The sequence below is a fragment of the Pinirhizobacter soli genome, from assembly GCF_015905305.1.
Lineage (GTDB): Bacteria > Pseudomonadota > Gammaproteobacteria > Xanthomonadales > Rhodanobacteraceae > Pinirhizobacter > Pinirhizobacter soli.
The window spans coordinates 1,259,447-1,280,132 of the sequence record NZ_JADZLQ010000001.1 but is presented as its reverse complement, the minus strand read 5'-3'; the positions used below and the strand labels follow the sequence as shown (position 1 = coordinate 1,280,132).

General features: G+C 65.8%; 25 protein-coding genes. 21 read left to right on the top strand and 4 right to left on the bottom strand.

The features are described 5' to 3' along the window. Window positions 1-2: 2 nt before the first annotated feature. The 9 genes from NDK18_RS05450 (at window position 3) to NDK18_RS05410 (ending at window position 6,355) form a co-directional block, all read left to right on the top strand. On the top strand, window positions 3-809 hold the full coding sequence (locus NDK18_RS05450; RefSeq protein WP_250625320.1) for a ParA family protein: 807 nt from the start codon (window positions 3-5) through the stop codon (window positions 807-809). Beyond that, window positions 806-1,399, top strand: a complete 594-nt coding sequence (locus NDK18_RS05445) for a chemotaxis protein CheW (RefSeq protein ID WP_250627268.1) — start codon at window positions 806-808, stop codon at window positions 1,397-1,399. Before NDK18_RS05450 ends, NDK18_RS05445 begins: the two co-directional genes overlap by 4 nt. Beyond that, complete coding sequence (locus tag NDK18_RS05440) at window positions 1,396-1,842, top strand: chemotaxis protein CheW (RefSeq protein ID WP_250625322.1); 447 nt, start codon at window positions 1,396-1,398, stop codon at window positions 1,840-1,842. The genes NDK18_RS05445 and NDK18_RS05440 overlap by 4 nt, the downstream gene beginning before the upstream one ends. A 143-nt stretch (window positions 1,843-1,985) precedes the next feature. Then, window positions 1,986-2,891, top strand: coding sequence for a hypothetical protein (locus NDK18_RS05435; protein WP_250627267.1), 906 nt, complete (start codon window positions 1,986-1,988; stop codon window positions 2,889-2,891). Between the two features lie 83 nt (window positions 2,892-2,974). Next, complete coding sequence (locus tag NDK18_RS05430; RefSeq protein WP_250627266.1) at window positions 2,975-3,358, top strand: DUF2802 domain-containing protein; 384 nt, start codon at window positions 2,975-2,977, stop codon at window positions 3,356-3,358. Window positions 3,359-3,476: 118 nt separating this feature from the next. Further along, window positions 3,477-3,926, top strand: a complete 450-nt coding sequence (locus NDK18_RS05425) for a helix-turn-helix transcriptional regulator (RefSeq protein WP_250627265.1) — start codon at window positions 3,477-3,479, stop codon at window positions 3,924-3,926. Window positions 3,927-3,962: 36 nt separating this feature from the next. Then, entirely contained in the window at window positions 3,963-4,373 is a 411-nt protein-coding gene (locus NDK18_RS05420; RefSeq protein ID WP_250625326.1) for a VOC family protein, read from the top strand. Window positions 4,374-4,474: 101 nt separating this feature from the next. Beyond that, window positions 4,475-5,230, top strand: coding sequence for a hypothetical protein (locus NDK18_RS05415; RefSeq protein WP_250627264.1), 756 nt, complete (start codon window positions 4,475-4,477; stop codon window positions 5,228-5,230). Between the two features lie 129 nt (window positions 5,231-5,359). Continuing rightward, a complete protein-coding gene (locus NDK18_RS05410) occupies window positions 5,360-6,355 on the top strand; it encodes a JmjC domain-containing protein (RefSeq protein WP_250625328.1) in 996 nt (331 codons plus the stop codon). Here NDK18_RS05410 and NDK18_RS05405 read toward each other — a convergent pair. The 4 genes from NDK18_RS05405 to fliK all read right to left on the bottom strand — a co-directional run bounded on the left by NDK18_RS05405 (window position 6,352) and on the right by fliK (window position 10,011). After that, complete coding sequence (locus NDK18_RS05405; protein ID WP_250627263.1) at window positions 6,352-7,428, bottom strand: alpha/beta hydrolase family protein; 1,077 nt, start codon at window positions 7,426-7,428, stop codon at window positions 6,352-6,354. The two genes, NDK18_RS05410 and NDK18_RS05405, sit on opposite strands and share 4 nt — an antisense overlap. Before the next feature lie 35 nt (window positions 7,429-7,463). Continuing rightward, entirely contained in the window at window positions 7,464-8,279 is an 816-nt protein-coding gene (locus NDK18_RS05400; RefSeq protein ID WP_250627262.1) for an AraC family transcriptional regulator, read from the bottom strand. Window positions 8,280-8,362: 83 nt separating this feature from the next. Beyond that, window positions 8,363-8,626 (bottom strand): flagellar biosynthesis protein, encoded by a 264-nt coding sequence (locus NDK18_RS05395; RefSeq protein WP_250625331.1) that lies wholly within the window; start codon window positions 8,624-8,626, stop codon window positions 8,363-8,365. Further along, a complete protein-coding gene (gene fliK, locus NDK18_RS19400; RefSeq protein WP_250625332.1) occupies window positions 8,623-10,011 on the bottom strand; it encodes a flagellar hook-length control protein FliK in 1,389 nt (462 codons plus the stop codon). The genes NDK18_RS05395 and fliK overlap by 4 nt, the downstream gene beginning before the upstream one ends. A 155-nt stretch (window positions 10,012-10,166) precedes the next feature. Here fliK and NDK18_RS05385 point away from each other — a divergent pair, with 155 nt between their 5' ends. From NDK18_RS05385 to NDK18_RS05330, 12 genes are all read left to right on the top strand, one after another. Further along, window positions 10,167-10,460 (top strand): STAS domain-containing protein, encoded by a 294-nt coding sequence (locus NDK18_RS05385; protein WP_250627261.1) that lies wholly within the window; start codon window positions 10,167-10,169, stop codon window positions 10,458-10,460. Between the two features lie 24 nt (window positions 10,461-10,484). Further along, window positions 10,485-10,847, top strand: a complete 363-nt coding sequence (locus NDK18_RS05380) for a response regulator (RefSeq protein WP_250625334.1) — start codon at window positions 10,485-10,487, stop codon at window positions 10,845-10,847. 4 nt (window positions 10,848-10,851) lie between these two features. Continuing rightward, complete coding sequence (locus NDK18_RS05375; protein WP_250625335.1) at window positions 10,852-12,831, top strand: chemotaxis protein CheA; 1,980 nt, start codon at window positions 10,852-10,854, stop codon at window positions 12,829-12,831. An 83-nt stretch (window positions 12,832-12,914) separates the two neighbouring features. Next, entirely contained in the window at window positions 12,915-13,421 is a 507-nt protein-coding gene (locus NDK18_RS05370) for a chemotaxis protein CheW (protein ID WP_250625336.1), read from the top strand. An 11-nt stretch (window positions 13,422-13,432) separates the two neighbouring features. Continuing rightward, window positions 13,433-15,157, top strand: coding sequence for a methyl-accepting chemotaxis protein (locus NDK18_RS05365; RefSeq protein WP_250625337.1), 1,725 nt, complete (start codon window positions 13,433-13,435; stop codon window positions 15,155-15,157). Next, on the top strand, window positions 15,158-16,036 hold the full coding sequence (locus tag NDK18_RS05360) for a CheR family methyltransferase (protein WP_250625338.1): 879 nt from the start codon (window positions 15,158-15,160) through the stop codon (window positions 16,034-16,036). Next, window positions 16,033-16,692 carry a chemoreceptor glutamine deamidase CheD gene (gene cheD / locus NDK18_RS05355; protein WP_250625339.1) on the top strand — a complete coding sequence of 220 codons (660 nt, stop codon included), beginning with the start codon at window positions 16,033-16,035 and terminating at the stop codon, window positions 16,690-16,692. The genes NDK18_RS05360 and cheD overlap by 4 nt, the downstream gene beginning before the upstream one ends. A gap of 57 nt (window positions 16,693-16,749) precedes the next feature. After that, complete coding sequence (locus NDK18_RS05350; protein WP_250625341.1) at window positions 16,750-17,853, top strand: protein-glutamate methylesterase/protein-glutamine glutaminase; 1,104 nt, start codon at window positions 16,750-16,752, stop codon at window positions 17,851-17,853. A 17-nt stretch (window positions 17,854-17,870) separates the two neighbouring features. Next, on the top strand, window positions 17,871-19,043 hold the full coding sequence (locus NDK18_RS05345; RefSeq protein ID WP_250625343.1) for a methyl-accepting chemotaxis protein: 1,173 nt from the start codon (window positions 17,871-17,873) through the stop codon (window positions 19,041-19,043). Window positions 19,044-19,059: 16 nt separating this feature from the next. Next, the gene (locus tag NDK18_RS05340) at window positions 19,060-19,365 is read left to right on the top strand and encodes an STAS domain-containing protein (protein WP_250625344.1); all 306 of its coding nucleotides are present in this window, start codon (window positions 19,060-19,062) and stop codon (window positions 19,363-19,365) included. Between the two features lie 62 nt (window positions 19,366-19,427). Beyond that, window positions 19,428-20,414 carry a GTP 3',8-cyclase MoaA gene (gene moaA / locus NDK18_RS05335; RefSeq protein WP_250627260.1) on the top strand — a complete coding sequence of 329 codons (987 nt, stop codon included), beginning with the start codon at window positions 19,428-19,430 and terminating at the stop codon, window positions 20,412-20,414. Between the two features lie 21 nt (window positions 20,415-20,435). Continuing rightward, window positions 20,436-20,684: a MoaD/ThiS family protein gene (locus tag NDK18_RS05330; RefSeq protein ID WP_250625346.1), complete on the top strand. Its 249-nt coding sequence runs from the start codon at window positions 20,436-20,438 to the stop codon at window positions 20,682-20,684. Window positions 20,685-20,686: the final 2 nt, after the last annotated feature.

The following is a 20,686-nucleotide window of genomic DNA, read 5'->3' as shown; positions in this document are numbered from 1 at the left end:
CGATGCGCATCTGGGCTGTCGCCAACCAGAAAGGCGGGGTGGGCAAGACCACCACGACTGTTTCGCTTGGCAGCTTGCTGGCCGAATCGGGCCAGCGCGTGCTGTTGGTAGACATGGATCCGCACGCATCGCTCAGTGGCTACGTGGGCGTGGAGGGTGTCGACGGCGGTAGCGTCTACGATCTGTTCGGCGTCAATGGCGACGTGGTGGAGGCCGCAAGCCTGGTGCGGGCGACGAAGTTCGAGCGCCTCTCGGTGCTGCCTGCTTCCCCTGCCATGATCACGCTCGATCGCCAGCTCGGTGCCCGTTCGGGCATGGGCCTGGTACTGAGCACGTCACTTGGCATGCTGGCGAACGATTTTGATTACGTATTGATTGACTGTCCGCCGACGCTCGGTGTGTTGATGGTCAATGCGCTGGCGGCGTGCCAGCGCATGCTCATTCCCACCCAGACCGAGGCCCTGGCCCTGGCCGGCCTGGGCCGCATGCTGCGCAGCCTGTCGATGATCGAACGCTCGCGCGGCATGCCGCTGCGCCGGCGCATCGTGCCCACCTTGTTCGATGCGCGCACGCACGCCTCGCGCGCCTGTCTTGCGGAACTGCGCGAGAGCCACGGCGACCTGGTAACGCAGAACGTGATTCCCGTGGATACGCAGATCCGCGAGGCCAGCGCCAACGGCGTGCCCCTGGCCTGGTGGCCGGCCGCGCGCCGCGGCGGCGAAGCCTATCGCAAACTGTTGCAGGAACTGCTTGTCCTGCAGGCGGCGCATGAAGCCTCCGGCGACGCACGCGCGGAGGATGCGGCATGAATCTGCGCAGCTTCCAGGACGCCGACGAACTGGTGGCCGACTATCTCTCCGCGCTGCTGAAACCCGCGCCGTCCAGCCTGGTTGAGCCACCGCCGAAATCACACGCCGCGCCACAGGCGAGGGCGGCCGTGCCGTTGACGGCCACGCCGGAGTCGATGTCGGCCGAGAACGCTTCGCGCTACTTGCTGTGCGAGGCCGCCGGAGTGCGGTTGGCACTGCCGATGGGCGAGGTGCGGCACATGGTGCCGTTGCCACCGCTAAGGCCGGAGCCGGGCGATCCTGACATCTGCCTGGGACACTGGCGCCACCCCGGTGGCGAGGCACGCGTGATCGACCTTGCCGCGCTGCTCGCACCCGACATGGCCGGAGCTGAAGCAGACACTTTGCTTTTACTGCACGACCGCACCTGGGCCCTGGCCTGCACTGTCTATGAAGAATCGGTGGTGCTCGACGCCGAAGGCATCGCCTGGCGTACACCGACGCAATCGCGCCCGTGGCTGGTGGGCATGATGCGCGAACTGCGTTGCGGCGTGATCGACGTCCCCGCCCTGATCCATTCCTTCCGTACACTGGCTGGGGAAGCACCATGAGCATGCTCGCCGCCTCCACCGACGACAGCGTCTGGCTGGGTTTTGTCCTTGAAGGCCAGCACTACGCCGTGCCGCTGCCTGCCGTGCGCGAAGTGATCCGCCTGGGCGACGTCACGCCCGTGCCCGGTGCACCGGATGAGGTGATGGGCGTGGTGAACCTGCGTGGCCAGATCGTCAGCGTGCTGGACGGCCGCCGTCGATTCGGCCTGGTGGCCGTCGATACCGGCCATGACGACGAGCGCATCATGGTGATCGAGCACGGCGAGGAAACCATCGGCATGCGCATCGACGCCGTCGGCGACATGCTGGTGGCGGATCCTGCCGATATCGCCGCCCCGCCGCCAGGCCGTGCCAGCCGCCGGGGAGATCCCGTCAGCGGCATCATTCCCCGCGCCGATGGTTTCGTCGCCCTGGTCGACGTCGATCGGCTTTGCCGGCTCTAAGGCCGCTGTAATGGCCTTCCATCGACGCCTACTTTGCTTTGGATCGTTGTTTGCCGGCGATATATTGCGAAACATTCGCTAGGCGCTCTTGGTCCTAGGGCGTAGGCTCTCGTACCCAGGATCCTTTCGCAAGGTAACGCGCCGTGGCACGCTGGGAAGATGTCGGGCCGGAATTCGAAACCCTGACCAGAGGCGTGCCCCTAAGCATGGCGCCCTTGAGCAACCCGGGCGTCAACGAGGCCCGCGATCTGGGCGCGGGCGTCTCGATGTACTTTGCGGTGACCCGCGTACACGACGATGTCGCAGGCGAGGCCATGGTGGTGGAGGCACATTCGCAAGCGGCTGCTGCGGTTCGCGATCGTGGGACCGGTGGTGCCGAGATGATCCAAGCCTATTGGGCACCCCAAGGAGGGAGCATCGGCATTCCCGTGCGTCCTGATCACGGCCGCGATCCGCAGCTGGTTTTCACACCTGATCTTAGCGGTTGTTCAGTGGTGGTGGAGAAAATGAACGAGGAGAGCTTGCGCGTCTCCCACGTACAAGGAGGACGTCATCATGAGGATTTCAGTCGCCTGAGCATCGACCCACGGCGCGTCACGGCCATTCTCTCCCACGAGCATTACGCCAATGGGCCCAGCAATGATCAGGCCGCAGCTTTCCTGAAGTTCGACCGCGGTTCGAGGGAGTGGAACATCCACTGGCAAGCGCGGCAGGGGACGATCAACGTCCAGGGAACGGACGTCCGGGTCGGCGCAGGCCCCATGGCATTGAGAGGCTCCGGTTCCATGTCCGCAGTCCGGCGCGAATCCGATGTGATCGCTGCCTTGCATAGAGCGCTAGACAGTGATCGTACTGAGTATCACTCTGCGGCCATCCGCATGACCCGATCCCAATCATCGCAGTCATCCGCGAACCTCAGTCCGATGGAAATAGCGCCCAGTGCTGGTTCGCGTCCGCCTTGGCAGCGTGGTCCAGCCCCCAACCCCCGAGATACCCCTTTCCATCAATTCCTGCGGCGCGATAACCCCGATACCGAACGTCGTCGCTAATTGGGCTCATCTTGAGGGTGTGCCCCTTGTAAGCATTCGGCACGGTTTCTGCTTAGGTGTGCGTATCCCACCGGAGCCGTCCCATGAACTATCCGCTTACCATCGCATTCGGCCTTATTTCCCTGGTCCAGCTGGCCATGCTGGTGTTCGTCTACCGTCGCCTGGGCCACTTGAGCGTCGGAAATCCGGCGCAGGCGCCGGCTTTCGTAGCGCCCGAGCCCGACCTTGCGGCCGACGTCATGGTCGGCGCCTTGCGCAAGCTGGACCTGCGCATCGACGAGCTGGAAGTCCAGGCCCGCCAGGTGCCGGTCGCCGTCGCCGACGTCGTGCCCGCCGACCGCTCCTACATGCTGGCCCAGCGCCTGGCCCGCCAGGGTGCCAGCGCCCAGCAGATCGCCGAGACCTGCGGCATCTTCCCCAGCGAAGCTGAGTTGCTGCAACGCCTTCACGGCGGCACCCGCCACTAACCCCCACTAGGGGTCAGAGTCAATGTGCGCCGCGCGCACATTGGAGCCGAGGCCAGGGTGGTTGTGTGACTGGCGCGCATATTGACTCTGACCCCTGGGGGGTTGGTAGGCTCTGGCGGTGAATGGCAAAGACGACACCGCGCAGCATCTACGCGACCTGGCGCAACTGCGCCGGGTCCGGGACCGGATGGACCGGGAGTACGCCCAGCCGCTGGATGTTGAGGCGCTGGCCCGCGGCGTGGCCATGTCGGCCGGGCACTTGAGTCGCCAGTTCAAACTCGCCTTCGGCGAGTCGCCGTATTCCTACCTGATGACCAGGCGTATCGAGCGCGCGATGGCCTTGCTGCGCCGCGGCGACGTGAGCGTTACCGACGTGTGCTTCGAAGTGGGCTGCTCCTCGCTGGGCACCTTCAGCACGCGCTTCACGGAGCTGACAGGCATGTCGCCCAGCACCTATCGACGCCAGCAGGCGCAGGCGACGGCGGGCATGCCTTCGTGCGTGGCGCGACAGGTGACGCGGCCGATCAGGAATCGAGAAGCGCCCGGCCTTGAGCCTTCCCTAGACTGATCGCTCCCGACCCAACCCCACATTGGAGTGATCACCATGGACATCCACATCCACGCCAGCTTCCTGCCGCACAGCGACCCCGAAGCCTCGCTGGCCTTCTATCGCGATACGCTGGGCTTCGAAGTTCGCGCGGACGTTGCCTACGGCGGCAACCGCTGGATCACGGTAGGTCCGGCGGGCCAGCCGGCGACATCCATCGTGCTGTATCCGCCAGCCGCCAGCCCCGGCATCACCGACGACGAACGCCGCACCATCGCCGAGATGATGGCCAAGGGCACCCACAGCACGATCCTGCTGGCCACGCCCGACCTGGATGGCGCCTTCGCCCGCTTGCAGGCCAGCGATGCCGATATTGTGCAGGAGCCTACTGCGCAGCCCTATGGCGTTCGCGACTGCGCCGTGCGCGACCCCGCCGGCAACATGATCCGTGTGCAAGAGCGGGGCTGAAGCCCCGCATGAAAATTCCTTCATCAAATGGGCGGTGATCGTGCGACCGTGGTTAACTGTCACGACAGGGACATAGCGATCGACGAGCGGGGTGTTGAGCCGTGACGATGCAATTGAAGGCCATGTGCCGCGTCGGCGGCCTAGCCGTCGGCGCAGCGGTTCTGATGATGGCGGCCGCCCCGGTGGCCGCTATCGCCCAGGACACCGCGGCTAAGTCCACCACAAGCGGCGCGCCACCAAGCACCGACCTGCCGCGCGTGACGGTCACCGCGCCCTACACCACCATCCACGGCGGCTATGTCATTTCCAGTGATTTCCGGGTGGATCCGCGGATGCCCTCGGTCGTCTTCCCGGCGCAGGCCCTGCAGCAGGACGACATCCTGAGCATCCGGCCGGTGCACCTGAACCCGGACGAATACCTGGTGTTGCAGGAGTGCGCGCAGGCCGACTGCGCGCAGGCAGCCAACGTGCGCGTATGGAGTAGTGCCGGTGCGGTCAACACCTACGTGGGCGGCAATGCGGAAAGGATCTGGATCAAGCACGAGAACAAATACTTCATCTTCTTGAAGCGCCTGCCCCTGGTCACCGGTGCCTGCGCCGAGTGTGGCGATTCGTTCACCAGCTTCGAACCGGTCAGCCCACCAATGACGCTCTATCCCTCGGGCCAGGCCGCGCGGATGATGCAGGCAAAGCTCGCCGAACATGCCGACGACCCGGCCATACCGGTGGTGTCGCAGACCCATGAGGAAAGCGAATACGTGGTGCGGTTCGAAGGCGGCAGCACCGTGCGCATCAAGCGCATGCATGCCGCCAGTGGCTCGGCGCCCGACCAGGCGCCTGGCGTCCCGGCAACGTGACCCTTTCAGGGTATCGCTCCGGACCCACCCCGTTGGCCTAGTCCATCCGGCGTGTGGAAGGACGCAGGTTCTTGCCCAATCATGTCCACGCGGCCCGGGGAGGGTCGGGCAACGGCGGGGTCAAAAGTCTTGAATATCCAGCGTTCGGGTGCCGTGGAACTTCCGGCCCATCGCGTGCAGCCGATGGACGGGAAGGCATTCTCGACTTTCCGCATTAACCGGCTTCGCCACGACTTCCACCAGCATCCCCTGTTGCAACTGCCCGAACTTGCCAACCTGGCCCGCGAAATGATGCCCATGGGCAAGTGCCGTTTCGTTCGGCCGGGCATGCAGCAGGATTCGAAGTTCGACCATGCCGGCGAGCATCCCGACGGCCGGGGCATCGACGAGGTGTTCAGCCGCATCGAAGAGACAGGCTCCTGGATCGCGCTATACAACATCGAGTCGGTGCCGCGTTACGCGGCGTTGCTTGATCAGATCCTCGACACCGTGCGCGAGATCGTCGAGCGCGAGCAACCGGGCGTGTTCAACCTTTCCGGTTTCCTGTTCATTTCCGCGCCGCCGTCGGTGACGCCGTTCCATATCGACCGCGAGAATAATTTCTGGCTGCAGCTGCACGGACGCAAGGTTCTGTCGGTGTGGGATGACTACGACCGCGTGGCGGTACCAGCTGATTCGGTCGAGGATTTCATCGTCAACCACACGTTGAAGAAAGTGAAGTTGACCGATGCCAGCCGGCATTCGGCGCATGAATTCGACAGTGGCCCGGGTGATGGCGTGTATTTCCCCAGCACCTCGCCCCATGCCACGCGCACGGACAACTCATGGGTGACGGCGGGCGACGGCGTCTCGGTGTCGCTGGGCGTGACCTTCTACACCAGCCACACGCGGCGCATGGCCCGGGTTCACCAGGTCAACCGCGCATGCAGGAAATACCTGCACATGGATCCGGCATATCCCGGCACCGCACCGGTCCGCGACCGGATCAAGGCGCCACTGGGGTTTGGCCTGGCCATGGCCAGGCAGTTCGCACTGCGCCAGCTGCACGCCCTGCGCGCGCTGCGCGAAGGCGTGCGGCCCGCCGAAGGCTGGTGGGGCGAGAAGGCCCCACCCGGTTCCTATTAGCGAAGGTTCGCGGCGAAGAAGTCCGACGCCTGCTTGATGGCGGCGGCGTGCGTCTTGTCCTGCGCTACCGCATGCTTGCACAAGGGCCCCAGTTGCTCGCGGCCTGCCTGGGTGCAGGTGGCCAGGAAATCGTAGTGCCCGACCTTGTCCAGTTCATGGATGGATGCATGCGGCAGTAGCTTGGCCGCCAGCTCGCCGTTGGTGGCCGGCTGCGCCACGTCGTCTGCCTTGCCCAGCAGGATCGATACCGGTTGCTGCACGTTCTTCAATCCTTCCGGATCGAAGGCTTCGATGATCCCCGGGGCCATCACGAATATCGCGCGGACACCCGGTACCGCGTGGTTGTCTTTCGCCTGGCGCATGAACGGGGCAAGCTCCGGCGTGGACGCGGCCTTCAGGTGGTCTTCGAAGGTTATCCCTGGCGACTCCTTCTGAGGCTTGCAGGTGCTGTCGTCGGGATGGGCGCGGCAGAAGGCGATGAAGTGGTTGATGTCCACTTGCGCGCCCAGGGCGGCAAGGGCTGCAAATCCCCCGGCCGAGAAGCCGGTGGCGCCCAGTCGCGCGGTGTCCACGTGAGGTGCCAGGTCGCCATCATCCAACACGGCTTTCAATGCGGCCTTGAGGTCTTCAGCACGTTCCCAGATCAACGTGCCTCCCGCTACCGTCATGGGATCCATGCCGTTGTTGCCCGGATGGTCCACCGCGATCACCACATAGCCTGCGCGTGCCATGGCGATACCGAACCAGCCCATCATCCGCGCACTGCCGCCGTTGCCGTGCGACAGCAGCAAGGTGGGAAACCTGCCGAGGGCTATGGCAGCGTCCGCAGCCGCGGAACCGATATTGAACAGCGGTGCGTCGGGTGGTCCGACGGTGATCGGTGTTTCTTTTGAGCCCGCGGCCGCCGGGTACCACACGGTATAGCGCACGACATCGCGGTGCGCGTTATCGCGTGCGGCGGCGCCGGGCGTGTGCGCGGCGCCGTGGCGTTCGCCAACCGGCGTTGAAGCCTGTGCACAGGTGGCCATCGGAACGCCTGCAACGAAGATCGCCAGGGCCAGCCATCGAATCATTGATCGCATCATTTTTACCTTCGATTTGGATTAAATCAGACCAGCGGCAGCCAGATCTCGACGCCGCCGTTGCCCGTGGTGTCGTTAAAGCGCTCGTCGTAGCGCTCGAATTCCGGCGCATCGGCCAGAGCGAAGCCCGAGTTGGGCAGGTAGTCGTTCAACAGCCAGTACCAGGTAGAACGGATGCTGCTGATGTGCCCCTCGTGCCAGCCCACCAAATAGCGCCGCGCCGGTATGCGCACGGTTTGCCATCCGGCGCGGATATTCGAGAACGACGGCACGGAGAAACCGGCGATGTAGTCGAAATTGCCGTCCTCGTCGCTGTTGCAGCACACGCCATAGGCGATGGGGCCGGCACCCTGGCATTCGCCAAGCAGCCGCTGCCATTGCGAAGGTATCGACGCTACCGACGGACCCCGGTGGCGCGCGCCGATGCCCGCGATCAGCAAAGTATCGGCGTCGGCCACGCGCGGGTCGCGGGCACAGGCGGTGGATGGATCGTCGAGCTTGACCGCCTCCACCAGCCGCAGGCCATCCAGGCCGCGCTCGCGCACATCGTCGGGGGTACGGCCGAACTGTTCGCCGAAGGCACGGGTAAATGCGCCGTGGGAGGAATACCCCGCGGCAAGCGCTACATCAAGGATGTCGCTGGCCCCGCCAGCAAGCTTGCGCGCAGCCTCGCTCAGCCGGCGCCCGCGCAGGTAGCGCACGATCGGGCTGCCGGTGCTCGCCTGGAACAGGCGCGACAGATGGAAAGGCGAAACGCCGACCACCTGAGCGATGTCCGCCAGGGCCAGGTCCTGCTCGTAGTGGCTTTCGATGTACCAGAGGGCTTTACCGGCGGCACCCATGCTTTGGTCTTTTTTCGCGTTGGCCAGGATTCGGGCGAAGGTTAGCCCAGGGTCAGCCATCGGCGTTTGACTGTTCTTGCTATCTAGCTTTCACCGGCGCCGTGGATGGCGCCAAGAACCGCGGCCAGCAACGTATAAAGCTGGTCGGGAATATCCTCGCGTAGCCGCACCGCGGCGAGCACGGCGGCCACCTGCGGATCGACGTTGGGTGCCAGCCCCCGGGCGTGGGCACGCGCCAGCAGGCCCTCGACGTCTTCCGGGCTGAGTTTCTGCGATGCGGCACTGCGCGCGGAGCTGGAAAGGCGAAGCGTTACCTTGCGCCGTGGCGAGGGCAGGGCCTGGGTCATGCCATGGCCTGCAGGAATACGGCGCTGCGCTGGCTTGTCACCTGGGGCAGGCCTTGCACGATGGCCAGGTGCTCCACCTGCATGCCGGCATCCTCGATCAGGCGGTGAAGCTTCGGTGCCTGCGCCTCGAGCTGGCGAACGGCCGGTTCGAACTGGGCATGCAATCGCACCGTCGCCCGCGAGCCACGCAAGTGAATGTCGCCCTGCAGGGGTCCGAGGCTGGGCAGGTCGATGGTGAAGCCCAGCGTCCAGCTGTCGCTGGAGGATTCGCCCGGTGCACCCGGTTCGCGCTCCAGTTTCAACTGCAGCACGTCGTAACCGCGCACGCCGCGAACCGGCAGTTCCAGCATCCACGCATTGGCTTGCGGTTGCGATTCGAGCTGGCTCACTTCCAGCCGGGCCACCGCGCCGCGCACGTTCGCACGCAGGTTCTCGACCAGGCTGTCGACGTCGGCCTCGGCATCGACCACCATCCGCGCCTGCGTCAGCAGCGCGCGCTGCCGCAGTGGCGGAGGCACCTCCTGCGAGTCCTGCGCGGCCACGCGGGTGCCGGGCACCGGTTGCCGTGCGAGCGCGGCAACGAGCTTGAGCAGGGCGGCCTTCCAGTCGTCGCCTTCTGCAGGTGCCGTCCCTTCCGGCAGTGGCAGCGGCGCCAGTCGCGGTACCGGCGTATCGGCCTGGCGGGGCGGTGTGCCGGTGGTCGTTCCTGGGCCCTGTCCCAGCAGCTGTCCAAGCGAACGGCCAAGGGACTGGCCGAGCGCCTGGCCGAAGCTTGGCGCGGGACTGGCATTGCCACCTGCGCCCTGCGGCGTGCCGGCCGGCGTTCCCGATGATGTCGGCCCGCTATTCACAGGCGCGCCGCCGTCCTGTCCGCGGGCTTCGTCAAGCAGGGTCGATTCGAAGAACAGGCCGCTGCGGGCGATGGCCTGCTGCAATTTGTCCGGCACGGAAAGCTCATCAGGCGTGGGGATGGCCTGTTCGAGGTTCGCCAGGGCCGTGCGTAGCTCCGGCGGCAAATTCCTTGAGGCGGGACGACGCGAGAGTGCATCGAGGGTACCGAGCAAGGGCGCGTAGCCTGCCTGTTGCGGCAGCCGGTCGCGCAGGGCCTGCATCAGTACCTCGTCGTTGGCGGCATCGAGCACCACTTCGAGCTGGGGCAGGGGGCCATTGCTTGCCACGCGCACGGTGAATTGCGAGGGCAGCGGCACGGACGTCGCATCAGCCTCCACCGTCATGCCGGCGATCTGCAGTACCAGCAGCCCCTCGTCGTTCAATCCCAGCAACTGCGCCTGCATCACGGCGCCAAGGCGCAGGGCTTCACCGACGCTGCTCGCGGCAGCGCCGGCCCAGACCTGGGCGGCGATCGTGGTGGGTTGGATGATCACCGTCGCAAGTTCCTGCATGGGGTGAAGGGTTGTCCCCCACGGTATCGGCGGACCGGTCGCGGTCTTTAGTGCTTGTCGGGGCTAAAGCTTCACCCCGGCGCGCCGATAAGCCCTCCAAGAGAAGCCCGGGTGCCGCCCGGGACGCACGGATTCCCATGGCCTCGCGCAAGTCCTTAGCCCCGATCGCCCTCGATGCCGACCTCCGCCTGTCCCAGGCGCCGGCCTTGCGCGAGCGTCTGCTCAAGGCGCTGGCGGCCCGAAGCCCCGTGACGATCGATGGCGGCGACGTGGCCCAGGTGGATACGGCGGCCCTGCAGGTGCTGTGTGCTTTCACGCGCGATGCCACCGGACAGGGCCTGTCGTTTAGCTGGGGCGGCGTAAGCGGAGTTCTGCGTGATGGCGCCGCGATGCTTGGGCTGGACAAGACAATGAACTTGCCGGTGGCTTGATGCCGGCTTTTGACGAGGTAGCAGATGGCTAGGATTCTTGCGGTAGACGATTCAGCTTCGATGCGCAGCATGGTGGCCTTCACCCTGCGTGGCGCTGGCCACGACGTGGAAGAAGCCGAGAACGGACAATTGGCCGTGGACGCGGCCAAAGGCCGCAAGTTCGACCTGGTACTGGCCGACGTCAACATGCCGGTGATGGATGGCATCGCCATGGTGCGTGAGCTGCGCAGTCTTGCCGAATACAAGGGAGTGCCGATCCTGATGCTCACCACCGAGTCGCATCCTGAGCGCAAGCAGGAAGGCAAGGCCGCCGGGGCCACCGGCTGGCTGGTCAAGCCGTTCGATCCCGACCAGCTGCTGGCCACCGTCGGCCGCGTGCTGGGCTGATCTCATGGCAAAGGTGGATCTGGCCCAGTTCCATCGGGCATTTTTCGACGAGAGCAATGAAGGCCTCGCGGCCATGGAAGCCGCGTTGCTGGCACTCGATGCCGGTTCCGATGACGGGGAGCTGATCCACACGATCTTCCGCGCCGCCCATTCGATCAAGGGCGGCGCTGCCACGTTCGGCTTCGCGGACGTGGCCGCCTTCACCCACGTGGCCGAATCGCTGCTCGAGGAAGTACGCTCGGGCCGTCGGGCTATCGATGCCGCCACGGTGGAATTGCTGCTGCGCTCGGTGGACGTGGTGCGCGTGATGCTGGAGCGCTCGGCCGCCGGCGTACCTGCCGCCGATGCCGAGAGCGAGGCACTGCGATCCGCCCTGGCTGCCATGGTCGGGGGCGCCGTTGCCGCCACCGCGGGCCCGGCCAAGGCGGCCGCCGCGGGCGTCGCCGGCTGGGACATCGCGTTTCGCCCCTTCGATTACCTGCTCAAGACCGGCAACGAGCCGCTGCGCATGTTCCGCGAACTGGCGGCCTTGGGAAGCTTCGAAAGCGTTGCTGGTCTCGACGCCCTGCCGACGCTTGCCGCGATGGATGCCGAATCGGCTTACGTATCGTGGCAGCTCACCCTGCACGGGGATATTCCCCGCGCCAAGGTCGATGCCGTGTTCGACTGGGTCGATGGCGACTGCGAGCTCACCGTCACCGAGCGCAAGAATGAATTGCCAGCCGCGCCCCCCGTGGCGCAGCCGGCTCCTGCTGCCGGAACGCCAGACGCGCCGCGCGCCGTGCGTGAGGTGGCTTCCAATCCCGATGCCCAGTCCATCCGCGTGGGCACGGAAAAGATCGACCTGTTGATCAACATGGTCGGCGAGCTGGTGATCACCCAGTCGATGCTCAGCCAGTTTGCCGACGGCGTGGATGCATCTGGGCTCGAGCAGTTCCGCGCGGGACTTGCCATGCTGGCGCGCAACACGCGCGAGCTGCAGGAGAGCGTGATGGGCATCCGCATGCTGCCCATCAGCCATGTCTTCAACCGCTTCCCGCGACTGGTCCGCGATCTGTCGCAGAAGCTGGACAAGAAAGTAAGCCTGGACCTCCGCGGCGAAACCACGGAGCTGGACAAGAGCGTGCTGGAGAAGATCGGCGATCCGCTGGTGCACCTGGTGCGCAATGCGATCGACCACGGCCTTGAATCCACCACGCGCCGCCGCGAGGCGGGCAAGAACGAAACCGGCACGTTGCGCCTGGAAGCCTTCCACCGCGGTGGTTCGATCGTGGTGGAAGTAGCCGACGATGGCGCCGGACTCAACCGCGCGGCGATCGTTGGCAAGGCCATCGAACGCGGCTTGCTGACCTCCGGTGAAGGCCTTTCCGACGATGATGTCTCCGAGCTGATCTTCGCCCCCGGATTCTCCACCGCTGCCGCCACCACCGATCTTTCCGGTCGCGGCGTGGGCATGGACGTGGTGCGCCGGAACGTCAACGACCTGGGCGGATCGGTGGCGATCCGCAGCGTGGCTGGGAAGGGAACCACCTTCACCATCACCTTGCCGCTGACCCTTGCCATCATCGATGGCCTTACCGCCAGCGTCGCAGGCGAGACGTACATCGTGCCGCTGGTGTCGATCGTCGAATCGGTGCAGGTGCAGGCGGAAAGCGTGAAGTCCGTGGCCGGCGGTGGTGAATTGTTCCGCTTCCGCGATGCATGGCTGCCGATCGTGCGTATCTCCGACGCCTTCGGCTGCGCTGGCGCACGCCGTGGCATCGGCGAGGGCATCGTGATCGTGGTCGAGGGCGAAGGTGCGCGCCTGGGCTTGTTCGTCGACGAACTGATCGGCCAGCAGCAGGCGGTGGTGAAGTCGCTGGAAGCCAACTACCGGCGCGTGTCGGGCATTTCCGGCGCCACCATCCTCGCCGATGGCTCGGTGGCACTGATCGTGGATATCGCGGGGCTGGTTCGCCAGCAGTCGCGGCGCAAGGCGGCATGAATATTCAAGGGCAGCCCTTAGGCTGCCGATAGCTCGATGGACGAACTAGGGGCGGGGCAAACAGCTTCCGCAGGTGACGAACGATGAACGATGCAGCAAACCAGGCCATGGATGCCACGCAATACCTCACCGTGAACCTTGCCAACGAGGAATACGGCGTGGACATCCTGGCCGTGCGCGAAATCCGCGGATGGACACCCGTCACGCGCATCCCGCAGGCCCCGTCGTACGTGCTTGGCGTGCTGAACCTGCGCGGCGCCATCGTGCCCGTGCTTGACCTGCGTCTGCGCTTCGGCCTGGTGCGCGAGGAATACACCGCCACCACCGTCACCGTGATCGTCACCGTCGCCGGCAAGAATTTCGGCGTGGTGGTGGATGCGGTGTCCGATGTGGTCGACGTCGACGCTGCCGCGATTCGCCCGGTGCCCGACATGGGTACGGCGGTGGATACCGAATACCTCAAGGGATTGACCTCCGTCGGCGAGCGCATGGTGTTGCTGCTCGACGTGGACCGCTTGTTGCAACCGCAGGATGCACAGATGCTCGAGGCCGCGCTGCCCGCGTTGGCCGACGTGAAAGCAGTGGCATAACAGGATCCATCATGAAGAAGCCGAAGTTCAAGTTGAAGATGCCCGCGTTGTCCGTGCGTAACCGCCTGATCGGCGTGCTCGGCTTGCTGGTGGTGATGCTCGTCGGTGGCGCTGCCATCGGCCTTGGCTCGATGTACCGCCAGAACGAAGGCACGCGGCAGATCTACGAGGAAGAACTCGAGCCCGCGCAGCTGGTAAGCCAGATCAATACCGCCACGTTGCAGGAATTCATCGTGCTGGGCGAGGCCGCCGTCGTGGTCGCCAAGCCCGACCAGGTCAAGCAGAAACTGGCCGAATTCGAAAAGCTGCAGGCGAAGCAGGCCGACCTCAAGAAGAAGTTCGAGACCTATCCCAAGTCGACGACGGTTGCCGCGGCGCTGAAGGAATGGCATTCCACCGACCAGGACTACGCCCAGGCCAAGTCGGATGTCGTCGATGCGCTCAAGCAGGGCGATGCCGGTGCCAGCGACTCGCTGGAACTGGAAATGCGTCCCCTGCTGATGCAGCGCCAGGAAACGCTGGCCAAGCTGGTCGAGGCGCAGCGCGCCGATGCCCAGGCGATCTTCGATGCCCAGGTGGCGACCTACAAGAAGATCCGCGTGGTTTCCATCGCCGCCCTGGCGCTGGGCCTGTTGGTGTCGCTGCTGGTGGCGGGCCTGTTGATCCGCTCCATCGTGCGTACGCTTGGCTACGCGGTGAAGGTGGCCAACGAGATTGCCGAAGGCAAGCTCGGCCATGTCATCGAAACCCGACGTGATGATGAACTGGGCCGCCTGCTCGAGGCCTTCCGCAGCATGGACCAGCGCCTGGTGGGTATCGTTGGCGAAGTGCGTCATGGTTCCACCGCCGTCTCCAGCGCTTCGCAGCAGATCGCCCGTGGCAATGACGACCTTTCCCAGCGCACGCAGGAACAGGCTTCCAGCCTCGAAGAAACGGCCTCTTCCATGGAGGAAATGACCTCCACCGTGAAGCAGAACGCCGAGAACGCCAGCCACGCCAACCAGTTGGCCCGCGGTGCCCGTGAACAGGCCGAGCGCGGCGGCGAAGTGGTGGCCCAGGCTGTCACCGCCATGCGCGAGATCAATACCTCCAGCCGCAAGATCGCTGACATTGTGAGCCTGATCGACGAGATCGCCTTCCAGACCAACCTCCTGGCGCTCAATGCCGCCGTGGAAGCGGCGCGTGCCGGCGAGCAGGGCCGCGGCTTCGCCGTAGTGGCCACGGAAGTGCGCAACCTCGCCGGACGCAGCGCCGGCGCGGCCAAGGAAATCAAGGGCCTGATCAACGACAGCGCCGAGAAGGTGCGTACCGGCTCGGAACTGGTGGACCAGTCGGGCAAGGCACTGGCCGAGATCGTCGACAGCGTGAAGAAGGTCACCGACATCGTTGCCGAGATCGCCGCGGCCAGCCACGAACAGTCCGCGGGCATCGACCAGGTCAACCACGCCGTGCTGCAGATGGACGAAATGACCCAGCAGAACGCAGCCCTGGTGGAAGAAGCTGCCGCCGCCGCCCGTGCGATGCAGGAACAGGCCGGCGAGCTTTCCCGCCAGGTCGGTTTCTTCCGCTTCGGCAACGAGGCCGAGGCCGCCGTGGCGGTGAGGAGCCCCGTGGTGCGTGCGAACGCCCAGGCCAACGAAGTCAGCGCCATCCTCGAAGCAGTACGGCAGTCGCAGCCGACCCGTGCCACGCGCGCGGCCGAGACGGCCGACAGCGGCGCCTGGAAGGAATTCTAAGTGAGTGCCCGCCCCGTGGATGACGGCGATTTCGCCGCGCCCCCGGGCGTGGGCGGCCCCGTGCTGGGCGATGCCGAGTTCGAGTTCCTGCGTCAGTTCGTGCATACCCATTGCGGCATCAGCCTGGGCGACCACAAGCGCCAGTTGGTGCAGGGCCGCCTGTTGCGCCGCCTGCGAGCACTGAAGCTCGATGGCTTCGCCGCGTACTGCCAACTGTTGCGTTCGGATCCCGATGCGGAAATGGGCGAACTGGCAAGCGCGATCAGCACCAACGTCACCTCGTTCTTCCGCGAGGTGCACCACTACGACTTCATTGCCAACGAGCTGTTGCCCCGTTGGCTGAAGGAAAAGCGCAACGGTCGCCTGCGCATCTGGTCGGCCGGCTGTTCCACCGGCGAGGAGCCCTACGCCATGGCGATGGTGCTGGCCGAGGCGCTGGAAAAATTCGACGGCCCCATCGACGCCAAGATCCTTGCCACGGACCTTTCGCCCCAAGCCCTGCGCACCGCGCGGGAGGGCGTGTACCCGATCGATCGCCTGGCGGGTGTCGAAGAAGCGCGCCGCCAGCGCTGGTTCCAGCGCGGCGAAGGCAGCTACGCCGGGCTCGCCCGCGTGCACCCGCGGCTGCGCGAACTGGTGACGATACTTCCACTGAACCTCTTGCATGAGTGGCCGATGCAGCATCGCTTCGATGCGATCTTCTGCCGCAACGTGGTGATCTATTTCGACAAGCCGACCAAGCAGCGGTTGTTCGCGCGCTATGCGCAGCAGCTGGTGGACGACGGTTACCTTTTCCTCGGGCATTCCGAATCCATGTATGGCCTCTCCGAGGACTTCGACCTGGTGGGACGCACCATCTACCGGAAGCGCACCGCATGACCACCGTGCCCCAGTCGCCGCCCCGCACGTTCGTCGGTTTCGACCCACAACGGGTGCTGCCCGGTTTCGAGCACGTGCGGCGGTTCTGGGACCCGGCGCAGGACTGCGTGACGGTGAAGATCCTTCCCGGCGAGTTTTATGTCAGCGCCCAGCAGGAGATGGTCTCCACCGTGCTGGGTTCGTGTGTCTCCGCCTGCGTGCGCGACAAGCGCCGCGGGATCGGCGGCATGAACCATTTCATGCTGCCCGAGCCCACCGGCCCGCGCGATGGCTGGACGGCGACCGTCAGCCGCGGCGCCCGCTACGGCAACGACGCCATGGAACAGCTGATCAACGCCATCCTGCGGGCCGGCGGCCAGCGCCAGGACCTGGAAGTGAAGATCTTCGGCGGCGCCCGCGTGCTTGCCGCGATGACCGACATCGGCCAGCGCAACATCGATTTCGTCCGCAAGTACGTGGCGGCCGAGGGGCTGGACCTGTGCGCCTCGGACCTGGGCGACGTCTATCCCCGCCAGGTGCAGTTTTTCCCCCATTCGGGAAAAGCCAGGGTCCGGCACCTGCGGGCAGTCCACGACACCACCCTGGTCGAGCGCGAGCGGCGTTACCTCAAGCGTTTGGCCAACGATCCGATAAAGGGGGAAGTGGAGCTTTTCTAAGAGCTCCCTTCGCCAGGGCAATCCATAAGCTGCAACAGGCACAGGCACCGGTAACCCATGCAAAAAGTCCGCGTCCTCATCGTCGACGACTCCGCCCTGGTGCGGCAGTTGCTGACGACCATGCTCTCCTCCGATCCCGCGATCGAGGTGGTGGGCGTGGCTGCCGATCCGTTGATCGCACGCGACAAGATCAAGGCACTTTCGCCGGACGTTCTGACCCTGGACGTGGAAATGCCGCGCATGGACGGCCTGACCTTCCTTGAGAACCTCATGCGGCTGCGGCCGATGCCCGTGGTGATGGTGTCCAGCCTCACCACGGCCGGTGCCGATGTCACCCTGCGCGCGCTGGAGCTGGGCGCGGTGGACTTCTTCGCCAAGCCTGACAACGACCTGGCCAACAACCTGCCCGAGAACACCCAGGCGATCTGCCAGAAAGTCCGGCTGGCAGCCGCCTCGCGGCCCAAGGCCCGTTCGACGGACGTGGCCAGGCTCGAGGTGCCGCCGCGCCTCTCCGCCGATGCGGTATTGCCGATGACCCAGGCCGCCGGCAGCCGCGGTGGCCAGCGAATCATCGCCATCGGTGCATCCACCGGCGGTACCGAAGCGATCCGCGTGGTGCTGGAGGCGATGCCGCCGGATGCTCCGCCCATCGTCATCACCCAACATATTCCCGCGGCGTTCTCAGGCCCCTTCGCCGAACGCATGGACAAGTGCTCGGCCATGCGCGTGGTGGAAGCCCGCGATGGCCAGCCCGTGCAGCCGGGCCACGCGTATATCGCGCCAGGCAGCCACCACCTCCTGGTGGTGTGGAACGGCGCGAGCTACGTCTGCCGCCTGCACGATGGCCCGCCGGTGAACCGGCACAAGCCAAGCGTGGATGTGCTGTTCCGCTCGGTGGCCGCCGGCGTCGGCGCCGCCGCCATCGGCGTGCTCTTGACCGGCATGGGCGACGACGGTGCCCGCGGCCTGGGCGAGCTGCGCCAGGGCGGCGCGCCGACCCTGGTACAGGACGAGGCATCCTCGGTGGTCTGGGGCATGCCCGGCGCCGCTTTCAAGGCGGGTGCCGCCGACCAGGTACTGCCGCTGGACCAGATCGCCTCGCGAATCCTGGCGCTCTCCCATCTTCCCATTGCCGCCGCGCCCACGCGCGTGGCGAGCTGAACTGCAAAGGCAACATCATGGACGTCAATCATTCCCGCGACAGGCTGGTTGGCCTTGTCATCAGCGCCCTGGCCATGGTGGCCGTGCTGGCCTTCCACGGCGCCTGGGTGGCGCCGCTGGCGGTGGCCGTGCTGGCCGGCTGCTGGATCGTGCTCTTCCACCGTCGCGGGGCCGCCGTAGAGGTCGTTGAAGCTTCCTCCAACGACCCGGTTGCCGTGCGCGAGGCCATGGAAGAAGTGCGCAGCGCCATCGTCGACGAACTGGGCCACGCCAGCCGCGAGCTGCACCAGGCGCTGGATCTGCTGCGTGACGCCGTGGCGGAACTAGGCGGTGGCTTCGACGGCCTTTCCCGCAAGACCGGCATGCAGCAGGCGTTGCTGCGCCAGATCATCGAAGCCTCGGGCAAGGGCATTTCAGTCCAGGACTTCGCTTCCCACACGGGCGACCTGCTCGAGCACTTCGTCGGCCTGATCGTGCAGCTGTCGCGCGAGAGCCTGCGCATCGTCTACCGCATCGACGGCATGAGCCGCGAGATGGACGCCGTCTTCGCGCTGCTGAAGAACGTCAACACCATCGCCGAGGAAACCAACCTGCTGGCGCTCAACGCCGCCATCGAGGCCGCGCGCGCCGGTGAGTCCGGCCGCGGCTTCGCCGTGGTTGCCGGCGAGATCCGCAACCTCGCCCAGCATTCGAATCAGTTCAACGAGAAGATCGGCACCCACGTCGAGCGTTCGCGCAAGTCCATGGAACAGCTGCGCGAGCTGGTTGGCGCCATGGCCTCGCAGGACATGAGCGTGGCCCTGGCAGCCAAGGGCGGCATCGACGGCATGATGGTGCACCTGACCGAGAGCGATGCGCGCACCAATGCCGCCGCCGACGAGGCCGCCACCATCAACCGCGGCCTGGGCGCCGACGTATCGACCACCATCCGCTCGCTGCAGTTCGAAGACATCCTCAGCCAGCTCCTGCACCAGACGCGCACGCGCCTGGTGGAACTGCAGGAGATCACCGCCGACTGCACCCGCGACATCGAGGAGCTCGCCTGCGCGTCCACCGATGCCTCCGAGCTTGGCGCCCGTGCCCAGAAGATGCGCGCCCGCCTGGCCGAACAGCGCGAGAAGGCCCGCCTTCGTTCGCGCGGCCCGGCGCTGCAAACCTCGATGAGCGCCGGCGACATCGACCTGTTCTAGACATTAGGAGAACCCCATGTCGCTCGACGTCCACCACGATCCGGAACACAACTGCCTCACCCTGCACCTGGGCGAGCGCTTCGATTTCTCCATGCACCGCGCCTTCCACGACGCCTGCCTTGCCGAGGGCAGCAGCGCCCGCAGCTACGTGGTGGACCTGGGCGAAGTGGGGACGATGGATTCCTCGGCCTTAGGGATGCTGATGCTGCTGCGCGAACACGCCGGGGGCGACCAGGCCGAGATCCGCATCGTCAATGCAAGCTCGGACCTGCGCAACACCCTGCGCATCGCCGGCTTCGACCGGCTGTTTACCGTCCACTGAGCCCTTAAACGGCCAGCCTTACCCCACGGCGATCATGTCGCCGTGACCGAAGTTGTGCGTTAATGAACGCGATGAACGCCCAGCTGCCCGACCAACACGGCCGCATCAAGCGCAAGTTGCGGATTTCCCTGACGGACCGCTGCAACTTCCGCTGCACCTATTGCATGCCTGAACACCCGGCATGGCTGCCCAGGGCGCAACTTCTTTCCGGGCCGGAACTGCTGCGGCTGGCGGGCCTCTTCGTCGACCAGGGCATTACCCAGATCCGCCTCACCGGCGGCGAGCCCCTGCTGCGGCCGGACCTCATGGCCGTGGTGGATCAATTGCAGGATCTGAAATCCCGTGGACTGAAGCGGATTTCCATGACCACCAACGCCTCGCGCATGGCGCCGGTGGCGTCGCGCCTGGTCCAGGCCGGCATCGACGATTTCAATGTCAGCCTGGACGCCATCGACGGCGATACGTTCGCGCGCATGACCGGCCGCGGCATCGCGCCGGTATTGAAGGGCATCGCGGCACTGCAGGACGCCGGCGCCCCGGTGAAGATCAACGCCGTGGTGGTGCGCGGGCAGAACGAACACCAGGTGCTGCCCCTGCTTCAGTGGTGCATGCAACGCGGCCTGTCCCTGCGTTATATCGAATACATGCCGCTGGACGCGCCCGGCCATTGGCAGCGCCAGAACGTGGTGGGCGAGGACGATATCCTCGCCGCCATCGGCGCAGCGCATACAGTGGAAAAACTCCCGCGCGGGCCAGATCCGGCAAGTCCCTACTTGGTGGACGGCCATTTCCCCATGGGCATCATTTCAACCGTGACGCATCCATTCTGTGCATCGTGCGACCGGCTGCGCATCACCGCCACGGGTGAGCTTTATACCTGCCTGTTCTCCCGAACCGGTACCCCGCTCGGCGCGAGCCTGCGCGCAGGCGACGACGACCCTGCGATCGTCCACCTGCTTCGCCGCGCGGTATGGAACAAGGAGCCCGGCTACGCGTCGACGCCAGGGCCGGTGGAGCGGCCCTTGCTGATGCATGCGATGGGTGGCTGACGAACGCAACATGGAACACGCATGACTGCCGTGACCTTCGAATTCTTCGCCAACGTGGCCCGCCTGGCGGGCACGTCCGAGCTGGCCGTGGAGACGGGCGCCGCCGCCACGGTGGGCGAGGCCATTGCGGCGCTTGGCGCCTTGCGCCCGGACCTGGCTGGTGCCGTGGATGCCTGCGCCTGCGTCAGTGGCGATGCCATCGTGCGCCGCCGCGATCCACTACCGGCCGATCGGCGCATCGCCCTGTTGCCGCCCGTGGCGGGAGGCTAGGC

Bases quoted from the DNA above. Each gene is read 5' to 3' on its own strand.
- NDK18_RS05370 (WP_250625336.1), top strand. From the start codon at position 12,915: ATGAACGATGCAGCAAACCAGGCCATGGATGCCACGCAATACCTCACC.
- NDK18_RS05330 (WP_250625346.1), top strand. From the start codon at position 20,436: ATGACTGCCGTGACCTTCGAATTCTTCGCCAACGTGGCCCGCCTGGCG.
- NDK18_RS05365 (WP_250625337.1), top strand. From the start codon at position 13,433: ATGAAGAAGCCGAAGTTCAAGTTGAAGATGCCCGCGTTGTCCGTGCGT.
- NDK18_RS05345 (WP_250625343.1), top strand. From the start codon at position 17,871: ATGGACGTCAATCATTCCCGCGACAGGCTGGTTGGCCTTGTCATCAGC.
- NDK18_RS05395 (WP_250625331.1), bottom strand. From the start codon at position 8,626: ATGACCCAGGCCCTGCCCTCGCCACGGCGCAAGGTAACGCTTCGCCTT.
- cheD (WP_250625339.1), top strand. From the start codon at position 16,033: ATGACCACCGTGCCCCAGTCGCCGCCCCGCACGTTCGTCGGTTTCGAC.
- NDK18_RS05340 (WP_250625344.1), top strand. From the start codon at position 19,060: ATGTCGCTCGACGTCCACCACGATCCGGAACACAACTGCCTCACCCTG.
- NDK18_RS05445 (WP_250627268.1), top strand. From the start codon at position 806: ATGAATCTGCGCAGCTTCCAGGACGCCGACGAACTGGTGGCCGACTAT.
- NDK18_RS05405 (WP_250627263.1), bottom strand. From the start codon at position 7,428: ATGATTCGATGGCTGGCCCTGGCGATCTTCGTTGCAGGCGTTCCGATG.
- NDK18_RS05380 (WP_250625334.1), top strand. From the start codon at position 10,485: ATGGCTAGGATTCTTGCGGTAGACGATTCAGCTTCGATGCGCAGCATG.
- moaA (WP_250627260.1), top strand. From the start codon at position 19,428: ATGAACGCGATGAACGCCCAGCTGCCCGACCAACACGGCCGCATCAAG.
- NDK18_RS05450 (WP_250625320.1), top strand. From the start codon at position 3: ATGCGCATCTGGGCTGTCGCCAACCAGAAAGGCGGGGTGGGCAAGACC.
- NDK18_RS05350 (WP_250625341.1), top strand. From the start codon at position 16,750: ATGCAAAAAGTCCGCGTCCTCATCGTCGACGACTCCGCCCTGGTGCGG.
- NDK18_RS05430 (WP_250627266.1), top strand. From the start codon at position 2,975: ATGAACTATCCGCTTACCATCGCATTCGGCCTTATTTCCCTGGTCCAG.
- NDK18_RS05440 (WP_250625322.1), top strand. From the start codon at position 1,396: ATGAGCATGCTCGCCGCCTCCACCGACGACAGCGTCTGGCTGGGTTTT.
- NDK18_RS05385 (WP_250627261.1), top strand. From the start codon at position 10,167: ATGGCCTCGCGCAAGTCCTTAGCCCCGATCGCCCTCGATGCCGACCTC.
- NDK18_RS05400 (WP_250627262.1), bottom strand. From the start codon at position 8,279: ATGGGTGCCGCCGGTAAAGCCCTCTGGTACATCGAAAGCCACTACGAG.
- NDK18_RS05375 (WP_250625335.1), top strand. From the start codon at position 10,852: ATGGCAAAGGTGGATCTGGCCCAGTTCCATCGGGCATTTTTCGACGAG.
- NDK18_RS05420 (WP_250625326.1), top strand. From the start codon at position 3,963: ATGGACATCCACATCCACGCCAGCTTCCTGCCGCACAGCGACCCCGAA.